Source organism: Neogemmobacter tilapiae (assembly GCF_014652215.1).
In the GTDB taxonomy this organism is placed as follows: Bacteria; Pseudomonadota; Alphaproteobacteria; order Rhodobacterales; family Rhodobacteraceae; genus Neogemmobacter; species Neogemmobacter tilapiae.
On record NZ_BMYJ01000006.1, the window covers coordinates 232183 to 245740 of the forward strand.

Genomic DNA, 13558 nt, shown 5'->3' on the forward strand with positions numbered 1-13558 from the left:
GGGCGGGATGATCAAGCAGCTACTGGTTCTGGCGCTGTTGCTGGGCGCACCCTTGGTCCCGGCACGGGCCGAGGTGGTGGTGGTCAGCAACGACCCGGGTGGAAACGTCTTGCAGTATCAGGCACGACGCAGAGAGTTGGCCAAGGCGGAACAGGTCCGTATTCAGGGCTATTGCAACAGCGCCTGCACCATTTTCACAACGCTGCCAAACGTTTGCGTCGGACCCAAGGCGACCTTCGGCTTTCATGGGGCCTCACCCAAAACCGGTGTGCCGCAGGTGGATTACTTTCTCGACATGCAGATCGGTCAATTCTACCGGGGCGAAGTGCGCCGCCGCTTTATTGACAAGTGGCGTTTTCACCTTGGCTCGAAAGATTTGCACTATATCAGCGCCGAAAGGCTGGTGCAGCTTGATCCAAAGATCCGCATCTGCCCCAGCCCGAAACGCAAGAATGGCTAGGGCAGGTTAAAGCAGAATGCGCCGGCGTCCCACTTTTGGCCTTTCTGATCGGCGTTAGCAAAGCGGATGGCATAGGCGGCCTTGCTGGCCAGTCTTTCACTGGGGTCAGGGGCTGCGATGCAGGCTTTGCGGGGCAGGGGGCCGCCGGGCAGTTTGGCGGACAAGCGCACCACGTCGCCGGGGCCAATGCTTTCCAGCCCATCGGGGCCAAAGGTCACGCTGTTGCTGCCGACCTTCAGTTTCACCTTGCGCGGCGACATCAGCCTTGCCCAGCCCTCGTTCCGGATCGTCAGCCGCAGCTTGTCGCCGTCAACCACCGCCTTCACCAGCACAAAGCGATAACCCATCCGCGCCGAGACATCCTCATAGCAGCCGCCGCTTTTCCACGCCTTATGGAAAGCCGTGTAATAGTCGATGCCCAAGGCCTGCACATGGAACTGCGCCCCCTCTTGCAGGATGTCGCCGCAACCCTTCCGGATCTTGTTCTTTTCCGCGTCGCAGGTCTCACCCGAGAAATAGGTCGAACCCGACATCTTGGCGATGGCCGCCCGCTGCTTTTGCCGCTGCGCTGGGTTTTCCGAATAGCTGCCCACATCCGTCGGCGAGGACAGGAAGCAATCATTGTGCATCCCAAAGCGCCCCCGCTTGTCCTTCGCCTCCCAGGCCAGCAAATCCGCCGGATAGCGCCATTGCAGATGCATTCCCCCCGGGGCCACCGCCAGGATCATATCCCGCACCTTCGCCTTGTTCGCATCACTGTCCAGCCCGTTCGATGAGGTATGCCCTTCCCCCCAGGCCCCGATAAACCCCGCCTGCCAGACGGCAATCGTATCCGCATTCGCCGCAATCACCGGCGCCAGCTTCCCGATATGCGCCTCCACAATCTCCAGCGAAGCGTCTTCCGCGTCCTCATATTCCTGGCTCGACTGCGGATAGTTATAGACAAACCGCAGGATCACCTTCACCCCTGCTTGCCGCGCATAGCCAAAGCTCCGCTCCAGATCCGCCGGCACCGACCCCAGCGATTCCGTCTCGCGAAACGGATCCAGCCGCACCACCCCGTAAACCAGCGTGATCCCCTCTGACCGGATATCCTTTAGCTCATCCAACTGCACATTCCGGAAATTGTCCCCCGCAAACCGCCACCAGCCCCGCTCTGTCGACACCACCGGCCGTTCCAATTCCTTGAACGTCACCGTCTGCCCAATGGCCCCCGATCCCAGCCCCAGAACCAAAGCCCCCGCCCAAACCATTTTCCGCAGAATGCCCATCCGCCGCCCTTTCAAACTTTCCCAAACCCATAGCAACACCCCGCCCCCCCGTCTTTCAAATTCACCAACCCCAGCCAAAATCCGCCCGACGCCTTGCCATAATTTTTTCACAATTCGCCCCCCAGCCCAAACGCCCCCCGATTTCCCCATTGTCTTTTCCCGCCATTTCCCGCTAGGGTCAGTCCAACGCGCGCGCTTGCGCCGCGGAAGAATTCTCTGCCCCCCGCGCATTGCCGTTCAAATGGCCGCAAAGGGGCGCAGCCGGATCGGTCGCAAGACCGCGAGATTGCCCATGACGCCCCGGCGTTCCGGGCTGTGAGTTGGGGGCAATCGTCCCCGGAAGTTGAGAGCCGCGATGAGCAGCGACGCCATGATCGGAACAGGCAGGGGGCGCCCGGATGGCGCGGCCCGCGTTCCACTGTCGCCGCCCCTCGCCCGAACAAATCGCTGCATCCTCGTGGGGCCTGACCCCCGGTCACAGACCGGGCCGGTTTCGCGCATGCGGCCAGATGGAACAACATGGCCAAGAAAATGCTTATCGATGCCACCCACGCCGAGGAAACTCGCGTGGTCGTGGTCGACGGAAACAAGGTCGAGGAATTCGATTTTGAAACCGTCAACAAACGCCAGCTTGCTGGGAATATCTATCTAGCCAAAGTCACGCGGGTCGAACCCTCGCTTCAAGCGGCTTTCGTCGAATACGGCGGCAACCGCCACGGCTTTCTGGCCTTTGCCGAAATCCACCCGGATTACTACCAAATCCCGGTCGAGGATCGCAAAGCCCTGCTGGAAGAAGAACGCGCCCTGGCCCGGGCCGAGGATGAAGAAGACGAACGCCCGCGTGGCGGTCGTTCGTCGGGCGATGGTGGCAATCGCCGCCGTTCGCGCCGTGGCCCGAAACCTGCGACGGTTGAAACAGCCGATCAGGTCGTCACAGGCGAAATCGGCGGCATGGATGTCGTCGATCTGGGCGAAGAGGTTGGGGCTGATGCTCTGATTGAAACCGCCCGCACCGAAGAACCGCCCGTCGAAGATCACGCGGCCGAAGATCACGCCCATCACCATGCGCATGATGGCCATGATCACAAACACGATCACGACCATGAGGTTTCCGCCGAAAACGGCGAAAAGACCTATCATGCCGTCGATCACGCCTCGGAAATCGACGACGAAATCGAATCCGTCGCCGAAGAAGATGTGCATGAGGAAATCAGCGCCCCGCGCAAGCCGCGTTCGCGCCGCTATAAAATTCAAGAGGTGATCAAGGTCCGGCAGATCATGCTGGTCCAGGTCGTCAAAGAAGAGCGTGGCAACAAAGGTGCGGCTCTCACCACCTATCTCTCGCTCGCTGGCCGTTACTGCGTCCTGATGCCCAACACCGCCCGGGGCGGCGGCATCTCGCGCAAGATCACCCAAGCCACCGACCGCAAGAAACTGAAAGAAATCGCCTCGGAACTGGAGGTGCCGGAAGGCGCTGGCCTGATCATCCGCACGGCGGGTTCCAAGCGGACCAAGGCCGAAATCAAGCGCGACTATGAATACCTGATGCGGCTCTGGGAACAGATCCGCGAAACCACGCTGAAATCCATCGCCCCGGCCTCGATCTATGAGGAAGGCAACCTGATCAAGCGGACCATCCGCGATCTGTTCAGCCGCGAGATTGACGAAGTGCTGGTCGAAGGCGAGGCAGGCTTCCGCACCGCCAAAGATTTCATGCGCATGATCATGCCGGCCCATGCGCCGCTGGTGAAACGCTACACCGACACCGCGCCGCTGTTCGCGCGGTTCCAGGTGGAAAACTACCTTTCGGCCATGTTCAACCCGGTCGTGCAGTTGAAATCAGGCGGTTACATCGTCATCGGCGTGACCGAGGCGCTGGTGGCCATCGATGTGAACTCGGGTCGGGCCACGAAAGAAGGCTCGATCGAAGATACCGCGCTGAAAACCAACCTTGAAGCCGCCGATGAAGTGGCCCGCCAGTTGCGCCTGCGCGATCTGGCCGGTCTGATCGTCATCGACTTCATCGACATGGAAGAACGTCGCAACAATGCGGCTGTCGAAAAGCGTCTGAAAGACAAGCTGAAAACCGACCGCGCGCGGATTCAGGTGGGCCGGATTTCGGGCTTTGGCCTGATGGAAATGAGCCGCCAGCGCCTGCGCCCCGGCATGCTGGAATCGACAACGCAGGCTTGCCCGTCGTGCCATGGCACGGGTCTGATCCGTTCGTCCGACAGTCTGGCCTTGACGATCCTGCGCCAGCTCGAGGAAGAGGGCACCAAGAAGCGCTCGAAAGAGGTGGTTCTGCGCGCGCCCGTCGCCGTCATCAATTTCCTGATGAACCAAAAGCGTGAACATATCGCGCTGATCGAACAACGCTACGGCATGGCCGTGCGGATCGAGGCGGACCCGCATCTGGTCAGCCCGGATTTCAGCATCGAAAAGCTAAAAGTGGCAACCCGGCTGATCCCCGAAGGCGGCGCTGTGACCTTGCCGGGAATGCAGGGTCTGGCGGATGGCTGGGTGGAAGAGGATGAGATCATTCCGCTGCCCGAAGATGAGGAAGACGAGGCAGAGGTCGAGGGCGAGGGCGATGAGGCACCCGAAGCGGTGGCCGAGGGTGAAGGCCTGCCGGGCAGCGGCGGGGCCAAAAAGAAACGGCGTCGTCGGCGTCGCGGCAAGAAGCCGGGGCAGGCCGATGGCGTGACCGCCGAGGGTGAAGAAGACGGCGACGAGGCCGAGGTTGCCGTCGAGCCGCTGACCCTGACCGAACCCGTCGAAGTGCCCGAGGCTGGTGAGACCAAGCCGAAAGCCCGCAGCCGCACCCGTTCGCGGAAAAAGCCCGAGGAGGCCGTGGCCGATGCCGCGCCGGTGGCCGCTGCCGCCGATGTTGCGGCCGAGGTTGTGGTGGCCGAAGAAGCGCCCGCCAAACCCAGCCGCTCGCGCCGCAAAAAGCCTGATGTGCCGGTGGCCGAGGCTGGCAGCGAAGCGGCTGTCGACGCAGCTGAGGTGGTGGCTGAAAAGCCAAAGGCCAAAACCAGCCGCGCCCGCAAGCCCAAGGCCGAAGCGGCCGTTGCAGAGGTCGAGGTGGCGGCAGAATCTGGGGCAGAACCGGCGCCCGTTGCCGAACCCCCTGCGGCCCCCAAGCTGCAAGCTGATCCGGGCCTTGCCGCCGAAGCCAGCGCCGTGCTGCACGCCGACCCCCAAGACCCGGTCGCCGCACCCGAGCCGGAATCACCGAAGGAGCCTGAACCGCCGAAAGAACGCCGCAAAGGCTGGTGGTCACTCGGTCGCTAAAGCAAAACCCCGGACCATCGGTCCGGGGTTTTTCATTCGTATCGTCACGCGAAACCCCCGCGGCCGAAATGTAGGGTGGGTGCCAGCCCACCAACAACCCGATGCCGCAAAAAATCGCCCCGCGCACAAGCCCCTAACCCCGCAATTCCACCCTCAAACTGCCTAATCAAATCTTAACAAAAATCGAAATTGTTTTCTAATTCAATGACTTGAAGGGATTTTCACGCGTGAAATCCCCGCCGAATGCGGTGGATCAGCACCCCTCCCACCTCGGCCAGCCCCAGATATTCATGCCCGGCCTGCCCGCAAAAATGGGGCAGATCAATGCGGGCCATCGGATCGGTCGTCCGGATTTCCAGAACCTGCCCGACCCCCATTGAAAGCAAGATCTTCCGCGCCCGCAAAACCGGGAGGGGGCAAAGCAGGCCCTCACAATCGGCGGTCTGATCGGCGGGATTTTCCATGCCTTCCCATTCCCTGCGCAAGCCCTCCTGTCAAGCCAACGTGAAAAGCCGGGGGGTGACGTCCCGCCACCCTTCAGCTATCCAAGCCCCATGTTCGGCATCGACCTTTTAGACGCAAGCCTCGCGCCCGCCATGCTGGTCGCCCTTCTGGGCGGGCTTCTGTCCTTTCTTTCGCCCTGCGTCCTGCCCATCGTGCCGCCCTATCTGGCCTATATGAGCGGGGTTTCCCTGTCCGAGATCGGCCAGAAACGCCGCTCGGCCCTGCCTGCCGCGATCTTCTTCGTCCTCGGCCTGTCCACCGTCTTTCTTCTGATGGGCTTCGCTGCCTCGGCTCTGGGGCGGTTGATCCTCGAATGGATGGGCTGGTTCAACACCCTGGCCGCCCTCGTGGTGATGACCTTCGGCCTGCATTTTCTGGGTATCCTCCGCCTGTCCTTCCTGATGCGCGATATCCGGTTGGATGCGGGTGATCAGGGCGGCTCGGCCTTTGGGGCCTATCTTCTGGGTCTGGCCTTCGCCTTTGGCTGGACGCCCTGCATCGGTCCGCAACTGGGCGCGATCCTGTCGATGGCTGCGTCCGAGGCTAGCCTGACCCGCGGCACGCTTTTGCTGGGGATCTATGCCCTTGGTCTTGGCATCCCCTTCCTGATCGTCGCGGCCTTTCTGCCGCGTTTGGGCGAGGCCTTGGGATTCTTCAAGCGGCACATGGAGGCCATCGAAAAAATCATGGGCCTCATGCTTTGGACCGTCGGCCTGATGATGCTGACCGGCGGTTTCGCCGCCATGTCCTACTGGCTGCTGGAAACCTTTCCCGCGCTGGCAAGTCTTGGCTAGGAACGGCCTGTTTTCCGCCGCGATCCTTGGGTAAGGCTGGGGAATGGAACCCGTGCCCGCACATAAAACCACCCCCTACTTCCGGCGGAAGGTGTTCTATATTCCGGGCTATGACCCCTTTCCCCCCCGCCGCTACCGCGAGCTTTACCGGAAAGAGGGGGCCGCGCAGGCGGCGATGCAGGGCTATCGGCTGGAATTGATGCCCTCCAAAGGCGAGGGCTATGGCTGGGGCGTTCGTGGGCAGGTCGAGGGGCGGTCGGTCGAGACTGATTTTCGGATGCTGGTCTGGGCCGATCTTGTACGGGATTCAATGGCGACCGGGATCGTGGCCACCTATGCCCAGCTTTTCCGCACCGCTTGGGCCTATATCGGATCGGGCGCGCTGTTCAGGCTGATGCGGCTGCGCAAGGGGCCTGTGATTGCGGCGCTTTACCCGATTGCCTTGCTTTTGCTGCAACTGGCCGTGGCCTTGGGGGCCGGCGCGATGGTTTGGACTTGGCTTGGGCTTTGGGGATTGTTACCGGGGATGGCGCTGGTCTGGCTGATCTTGCAGGGTTTCCGCCGGATCGACCGGCATGTCTTTGCTTGGTATCTGATGCACGACTATGCCCATACCGCCCAGCATGGCGGGGCTTATCCCGATGATCTGGCGCAAAGAATGGAGCAGTTTGGAGTAACAATCCGGCAGGCGATGGAGCAGGATTGGGATGAGGTTCTGGTGATCGGCCATTCTTCGGGCGCGCATCTGGCGGTGTCGATCTTGGCCGATTGCGTCAGGGACAGCGTTCGCGGGAAGGTCAGTTTGTTAACCTTGGGCCATGTCGTCCCGATGGTTTCGTTTTTGCCCAAAGCGAAGGCTTTGCGGGCGGATCTTGCGGTGATGGCCAAGGGCGACATTCCTTGGGTCGATGTGACGGCACCCGGTGATGGTTGCGCCTTTGCGCTGTGCGATCCGGTGGGGGTTTCGGGCGTTGCGACCGAAGGGCAACGTTGGCCCTTGATCCTTTCGGCGGCCTTTACCCAGACGCTTTCCCCACCGCGCTGGAAACAACTGCGCTGGCGGTTCTTTCGGCTGCATTTTCAATATCTTTGTGCGTTTGATCAATTGGCCGGGAAAAGCGATGATTACGATTACTTTCGCATCACGGCCGGTCCATTAACGCTTTGGCAACGATTTGGTGCAAGGCCGCCATCGAAAAGCCGCCTGACGCAATCGGCGAACAAGGATTGGGACGCCAGATGATCCCCCCGAAACCCGCCACGCGGCCCGAAAAGGTGTCAAGGCTGCGCTATCTGCGGCTGTTCCGTTCGGACATCCTGTCAGCACAGCCTGCAAAGCTTTACCGGGCGTGGATGGCCGAATTCAAAACGCCCTTCTTCCGGTCCTATTTGTGCAATGATCCCGCGCTTGTGCGCCGCGTGCTGGAGGAACGGCCCAAGGATTTTCCGAAATCCGAACGGGTGACGGCAGGTTTGCAGCCCCTGCTGGGGCGGTCGGTCTTTGTGACCAGTGGGGAAGAATGGGAGCGGCAGCGGCGGATCATTGACCCGGCCTTTGAGGGCGGTCGATTGCGCGAGATGATCCCGGCGATGGTGGCGGCGGGGCAGGGGGCGGCGGGGCGGATGCCCTTGGGCGTGGTGGAGGTTGAGGAACAGGCCAGCCATGCTGCCGCTGATGTGATTTTTCGCGCGCTGTTTTCCATACCGATCGAAAGCGAAACGGCGAGCCGCGTGTTTAAGGCGTTCCGCAAGCATCAGAGGGCACAGCCCATTCTGAACGTGCGGGCCTTTCTGCCGCGCCTGCCGGGCTTTCATGGGCGAAAGGTCAAGAATACGGCGATGGCGATCCGGGCGCTGATCAAGGATATGGTTGATGAAAGGGTGGCTCAGATTGCGGCGGGGACAGCGCCAGACGATCTGGCGACGCGGATCATCACGACCCCTGACCCTTTGACAGGGGAGTGCTTTACCCCCGCCGAAATGGTCGATCAGGTGGCGATCTTTTTCCTTGCGGGGCATGAGACCAGCGCGGCAGTTTTGGCCTGGGGGCTGTATCTGTTGGCGATTTTCCCGGATGCGCAGGCCAAGGTGGCGGCCGAGGCGCTGACCTTGCCCGAAAACCCGACAATGTCAGACCTGTCCAAACTGCGTTTCACGCGGGATGTGTTCCGCGAAACGTTGCGGCTTTATCCGCCAGTGGCGATGATGGTGCGGCAGAACGTGCAGACCGAGGACTTTCGCGGCAGGCAGGCGCCGGTGGGCAGTCAGGTGGTGCTTTCGCCTTGGCATCTGCATCGGCATGAACGGATGTGGGACAATCCCGACGGCTTTGACCCCGATCGCTGGACGCGGGACGAAAACAAGCAAAGCGCGCGGGATGCCTATCTGCCGTTTTCGGCGGGGCCAAGGGTTTGCACCGGGGCCGGATTCGCCATGGCCGAGGGGGTTTTGCTGCTGGCGATGCTGATCCGGTCGTTTCAGTTCGCGCCAGAAGGGCCGCCGCCGGTGCCGGTGGCCAATCTGACCGTGCGGTCGCGGGCCGGTATATGGTTAAGGGTAGCCCCGCGTTCCAAATAGCGTCGTCTTTTGGAAAGCCTGTTCCCCGAAGGATCGGCTAGACCATGGCCATGTTCTTTTGCACAGTCTCTGTGTCGGAAGGGCGGGGCGCGGCTCTGGCCAATCGGGCCGGGGCAGGGTAAAGCCCAATCAAACGCCGGGGGCAGGAACGATGAGCCAAGCGAAATCCGAATTCAGCGATGCGATTTCCAGTGTCGAGGAAATCATCGACGATGCGCGCAATGGGCGCATGTATATTCTGGTGGACCATGAGGACCGGGAGAATGAGGGGGATCTGATCATCCCGGCGCAGATGTGCACACCTGCCGCGATCAATTTCATGGCGACGCATGGGCGCGGGTTGATCTGCCTGGCGCTGCCGGGCAGCCGGATTGACGCTTTGGGTCTGCCCTTGATGAGCCCGAAGAATTCAAGCCGCCATGAAACGGCCTTCACCCTGTCAATCGAAGCGCGCGAGGGTGTTTCGACGGGCATTTCGGCGGCGGACCGGGCCCTAACGGTGGCGGTGGCGATTGATCCGACCAAGGGGCCGCAAGACATCGCCTCGCCGGGTCACGTCTTTCCGCTGCGAGCGAAAGATGGCGGCGTGCTGGTCAGGGCCGGTCATACCGAGGCGGCGGTGGATGTGTCGCGGCTGGCGGGGCTGAACCCTTCGGGCGTGATCTGCGAAGTGATGAACGAAGACGGGACAATGGCCCGTTTGCCCGACCTGATTGCCTTTGGGCAAAAGCACGGGATCAAGATCGGCACGATCAGCGACCTGATCGCCTATCGCCGTCGGCATGACAATCTGGTGCGGGAACGCGATGTGCAGCCTGTGCATTCGGCGCACGGCGGCGATTGGCTGATGCGGATCTTTGCGGATGAGACGCAGGGCGCGGAACATGTGGTTCTGACCAAGGGCGACCTGACTGCGCCGGGGCCGGTGCTGGTGCGGATGCATGCGCTGAACCCGATGCAGGATGTGCTGGGGATCGGTGGCGGTCAGGAACTGCCGGGCGCGATGGAAGTGATTGCCGCCGAAGGGCGTGGGGCGGTTGTCTTGCTGCGCGATGTGACGATGAAGATGGTGGCCGATGGCGAAGCCTCGCCCCAGACCCTGCGGCAGTATGGTCTAGGCGCGCAGATCCTTTCGGCGCTGGGGCTGCAAGAGATTGAGCTGGTGACCAATTCCAAGGCACCCAAAGTGGTGGGGCTGGAGGGCTATGGCCTGACCATTTCCGGCACGCGACCCATTCCGGAAGGCAAGTAAGATGGCTGGACACGAAACCCACTATGAACTGGCGCTGCCGAAATTCGACGCAGCGGTGAAGCTGCTGATCGTGGTGGCACCTTATTACCGCGATATTGCGGATGGGCTGATTGCCGGGGCGCAGGCGGTGGCGGCGCAGGCGGGGGCTTTGGCGGATGTTGTGGAGGTTCCGGGGGCGCTGGAACTGCCCGCGGCGATTTCGCTGGCAGAGCAGGGGGCGGATTATGATGGCTATGTGGCGCTGGGCTGCGTGATCCGCGGCGAGACGACGCATTACGACACGGTCTGCAACGACAGCAGCCGGGGCTTGATGCTGCTGGGGATCGAAGGGCTTTGCATCGGCAACGGCATTCTGACCGTTGAAAATCGGGCACAGGCCGAAGTGCGGGCTGACCCGGCGGGGCAGAACAAGGGCGGTGGGGCGGCGGCAGCGGCGCTGCATCTGGTGGCGCTGAAACGGCGTTGGAAAGTTTGATGACGATGACGACAAAACCCGACAAACGGCAGATGAAATCGGCAGCACGGCTTTATGCCGTGCAGGCGCTGTTCCAGATGGAGGTCAGCGGCCAGACCGTCGAAAAGGTCACGCGCGAATTCGAAGATCACCGCTTTGGGGCGACCTATGAAGAGGGCGAGTTTGCCGAAGGCGACGTGAACCATTTCCGCAAAGTGGTGGGCGAGGCGGTGAACTGGCAGGCCGCCATTGACCAGTTGACCGACCGGGCCTTGGTGGCGAAATGGCCGATTGATCGGATCGACCCGGTGCTGCGGGCGCTGTTCCGCGCGGCGGGGGCCGAGATCACGCAGTTGGAGACGCCACCCAAGGTGGCGATCACGGAATATGTCGATGTGGCGAAGGCGTTTTTCCCGGATGGGAAAGAGGCGTCCTTTGTGAACGCCGTTTTGGACCATATGGCGCGTGAGGCGAAACCCGCCGCCTTTTGACTTGGGTCATTTACGTCAGGCCATGGCGCGCTATCATCAAGGGGTGTGGAGGAATTCGAACATGCCCCAACTGATTCGCCTGTATCTGTCCAGTGTGGCGACCGGCTTTGCCCTTTCGGGGGTGTTTGTATCGGGTCTGCTTTGGTTCGATGTGGCGGGGCTGGGGCATTTGGTGGGTGCATCGCCCTTGGGTTGGCTGGCGGTGCTGATGATGTTTGTTTTCAATGGCATCGTCTTTGCAGGCGTTCAGTTCGGCGTGCGGATCATGGCGATGCAGGATGATGATCAGCCGCCGCGTGGTGGGTTGCGCGCCCCGGTTCTGGTGCCAGTCAAGGTACGGTCGCGGCGTTCACGCTGAATTTGTTTTGGGTTAAGGGCGGCAGGTGTAGGCTGGTTTCATCGGGGGCCTGCCCATGGAACATCTGCGCCGACAATACCACCAAATTCTGCTGATCTGTTTGGGTCTGGGCTTTGCCTTGACCGCACTGGCCTTTGCCATGGACTTTTTCGGGTTGCAGACGGCGGTCAGCCGGGCCCCCTATTCGGCCTTGGTGGCATTGCTTTTGGCGCTTATCTGCGGAGCGGCGCTGGCCTGTTGCAGCTTTGGTTTTGCATTGATTGAGCAGGGCATGGCCGAACAGGCGCGCAGTCGGGCCGACCAGCAATGCCGCGCTTGTATCGAGGAGTTGCGTCCGCGCAATCCCTGGGCGGCAGCCGTTTTGCAAGCGGAATACCGACGCATTCCGCGATCCTGATTATGGAAAGGCGGGTGGCGGGCCCGCAGCAGCCGTGTCCGGTTTGGTTTTCCCGAGAGCCAGAGGTCTCAGGTGGGCGCCAGATACCGGGACCAGGATCCCGGCAGAGCCAGCCCCCGTTCGCTTGCTTATCGGCCACTGGAAAAGGACCGGAAACACGCGCAGAGCAGCACCCGCCAAAATGACAGATAGGCGCAGGGCAGGGTTTAGACAAGGCTGCGTTTGTAGCGGCGGATCGTCAGGGTCAGGAATAGCAGCGCCCCCGCCAAGACCAAGCTGATCGCGGTATGCAGTGGCAGTGCGTTGGGGTGCCATTCCCAGATGCGTAAAAGGTGGATCACGCCCAGCGAGGTCAGGGTGCTGGCGATGGTGGTGTAGTCTTTGGTCAGGGCCCGTTGCAGGCTGAAGCCCATGCCTTGAGTTACGGCCTTATGCTTCCAGATCAGGGGAAGCCAGCGTGGCACGCGGGCGGCATAGGCGTCATAGTCTTTGCCAAACTTTGCGCGTAGGAAGTGTTCCTCGGCGGCGACGATGGCCGAATAGATCAGCAGAAACGTCAGACCGCCGGCCAAGATCACGATGGCATTGCCGTGATAAAGGAAGCAGCCTAGGTAGATCAGCAGGTTGCCGACATAAAGCGGGTTGCGGCAGAGGCCGAAGTAGCCCGTGGTCACCAGATCATCGGCATAGACCTGCTTGGCCTTGCCGCCGCGCTTGATATAGGCCCAGCCGATGGTGGCAAAGCGGGTTGCCAAGCCAAGCCCCACAATCGGCAGCGAGAGGGCAAGGGCGGTCTTGGTGGGTGTAAAGGTCAGAAACAGGGTGGCAAGGATCAGGGGAAACACCTGATTGCGCCATTTGAAGAAGAAGTCACCGATGCGTATGAAGCGGGATTTGTCGTTCATTTCTTGACCGCCACGATGCCGCTGAAATTGTACCAGCGGAAGAAATCCTCGACATGGGCAAAGCCTGCGTCTTTCAGCAGGGCGACGTTTTCTTCCATCCGGTAGGGGATCAGCACGTTTTCCAGCGCCTCACGTTTCTGGCTGATCTCTAGCTCGGAATAGCCCTGACGGCGCTTGTAGTCATAGTAATGGTCGATAAACAGGCGATTGAGCGTGCTGTCCGCCGAGAGCAGCTTTTCGACAATGATCAGCACGCCGTTCTTTTGCATCCCGTCAAAGATGCGGCGGGCGATGCGATCGCGGTGCAGGGGGCGGACGAATTGCAGCGTCAGCACCATCAGCACGACGCTGGCCTGCGGCAGGGGGCCGGTGGATTCAATATCGGCCAGCCGCAGGTCAACCTCGCGCTGGGCCCGGATGGGGGCAAGCTTTTCGGCGGCCTGATCCAGCATGGCCTGCGAATTGTCGATGCCGACAAGGCGGATCGAAGGATCAAGCCGGGGATGAAGCTGCAACAGCGTGGTGCCGGTGGAACAGCCGAGATCATAGACGGCGCTGCCGGGTTGGGCGAAATCGGCCGCCAGTTCGCAGGTCATGCGCTGGATTTCATCGTAATAGGGCACGGATCGCCCCACCATGTCGTCAAAGACCCCGGCGACCTTGCCGTCAAAGGCAAAGTCATGCGGGCGGGTGATCGGATCGGCGAATATCTGGTCGGTTCGTGTCATGCTGGTCCTGCCTGTTTGGGGCGGACTTGGGGGATTGCGCGGCATCAAGCCATGCAACTGCGGTTGCAGATCA

The 13558-nt window shown here is 61.4% G+C and carries 14 protein-coding genes; 10 read left to right on the top strand and 4 right to left on the bottom strand.

The features are described 5' to 3' along the window. Nucleotides 1-7: 7 nt before the first annotated feature. Nucleotides 8-460 carry a hypothetical protein gene (locus IE095_RS11625; protein WP_189411824.1) on the top strand — a complete coding sequence of 151 codons (453 nt, stop codon included), beginning with the start codon at nucleotides 8-10 and terminating at the stop codon, nucleotides 458-460. Here IE095_RS11625 and IE095_RS11630 read toward each other — a convergent pair. Next, nucleotides 457-1731 (bottom strand): DUF4874 domain-containing protein, encoded by a 1275-nt coding sequence (locus IE095_RS11630; RefSeq protein WP_189411825.1) that lies wholly within the window; start codon nucleotides 1729-1731, stop codon nucleotides 457-459. The genes IE095_RS11625 and IE095_RS11630 overlap by 4 nt on opposite strands. 519 nt (nucleotides 1732-2250) lie before the next feature. Here IE095_RS11630 and IE095_RS11635 point away from each other — a divergent pair. Continuing rightward, nucleotides 2251-5025, top strand: coding sequence for an Rne/Rng family ribonuclease (locus tag IE095_RS11635; RefSeq protein ID WP_189411826.1), 2775 nt, complete (start codon nucleotides 2251-2253; stop codon nucleotides 5023-5025). A 221-nt stretch (nucleotides 5026-5246) separates the two neighbouring features. On the opposite strand, the gene IE095_RS11640 is transcribed toward IE095_RS11635, so the two are convergent. Beyond that, nucleotides 5247-5489, bottom strand: coding sequence for a sulfurtransferase TusA family protein (locus IE095_RS11640; protein WP_189411827.1), 243 nt, complete (start codon nucleotides 5487-5489; stop codon nucleotides 5247-5249). Nucleotides 5490-5579: 90 nt separating this feature from the next. On the opposite strand from IE095_RS11640, the gene IE095_RS11645 reads away from it, so the two are divergent. The 8 genes from IE095_RS11645 (at nucleotide 5580) to IE095_RS11680 (ending at nucleotide 11852) form a co-directional block, all read left to right on the top strand. Beyond that, nucleotides 5580-6323, top strand: coding sequence for a cytochrome c biogenesis CcdA family protein (locus IE095_RS11645; RefSeq protein ID WP_189411828.1), 744 nt, complete (start codon nucleotides 5580-5582; stop codon nucleotides 6321-6323). A 43-nt stretch (nucleotides 6324-6366) separates the two neighbouring features. Next, the gene (locus IE095_RS11650; RefSeq protein ID WP_189411829.1) at nucleotides 6367-7566 is read left to right on the top strand and encodes a hypothetical protein; all 1200 of its coding nucleotides are present in this window, start codon (nucleotides 6367-6369) and stop codon (nucleotides 7564-7566) included. Next, nucleotides 7563-8900, top strand: a complete 1338-nt coding sequence (locus IE095_RS11655; RefSeq protein WP_189411830.1) for a cytochrome P450 — start codon at nucleotides 7563-7565, stop codon at nucleotides 8898-8900. Before IE095_RS11650 ends, IE095_RS11655 begins: the two co-directional genes overlap by 4 nt. A 151-nt stretch (nucleotides 8901-9051) precedes the next feature. Then, the gene (ribB, locus tag IE095_RS11660; protein ID WP_189411831.1) at nucleotides 9052-10152 is read left to right on the top strand and encodes a 3,4-dihydroxy-2-butanone-4-phosphate synthase; all 1101 of its coding nucleotides are present in this window, start codon (nucleotides 9052-9054) and stop codon (nucleotides 10150-10152) included. A 1-nt stretch (nucleotide 10153) separates the two neighbouring features. Next, complete coding sequence (locus IE095_RS11665; protein ID WP_189411832.1) at nucleotides 10154-10627, top strand: 6,7-dimethyl-8-ribityllumazine synthase; 474 nt, start codon at nucleotides 10154-10156, stop codon at nucleotides 10625-10627. Between the two features lie 5 nt (nucleotides 10628-10632). Further along, nucleotides 10633-11097 (top strand): transcription antitermination factor NusB, encoded by a 465-nt coding sequence (gene nusB, locus IE095_RS11670; protein WP_189411833.1) that lies wholly within the window; start codon nucleotides 10633-10635, stop codon nucleotides 11095-11097. A gap of 61 nt (nucleotides 11098-11158) precedes the next feature. Next, the gene (locus IE095_RS11675; protein WP_189411834.1) at nucleotides 11159-11455 is read left to right on the top strand and encodes a hypothetical protein; all 297 of its coding nucleotides are present in this window, start codon (nucleotides 11159-11161) and stop codon (nucleotides 11453-11455) included. Between the two features lie 55 nt (nucleotides 11456-11510). Next, complete coding sequence (locus tag IE095_RS11680) at nucleotides 11511-11852, top strand: hypothetical protein (protein WP_189411835.1); 342 nt, start codon at nucleotides 11511-11513, stop codon at nucleotides 11850-11852. 206 nt (nucleotides 11853-12058) lie between these two features. On the opposite strand, the gene IE095_RS11685 is transcribed toward IE095_RS11680, so the two are convergent. Both IE095_RS11685 and cmoA read right to left on the bottom strand, forming a co-directional pair. Continuing rightward, nucleotides 12059-12757 carry a methyltransferase family protein gene (locus tag IE095_RS11685; protein ID WP_189411836.1) on the bottom strand — a complete coding sequence of 233 codons (699 nt, stop codon included), beginning with the start codon at nucleotides 12755-12757 and terminating at the stop codon, nucleotides 12059-12061. After that, entirely contained in the window at nucleotides 12754-13485 is a 732-nt protein-coding gene (gene cmoA / locus IE095_RS11690) for a carboxy-S-adenosyl-L-methionine synthase CmoA (protein WP_189411837.1), read from the bottom strand. The genes IE095_RS11685 and cmoA overlap by 4 nt, the downstream gene beginning before the upstream one ends. Nucleotides 13486-13558 lie beyond the last annotated feature (73 nt).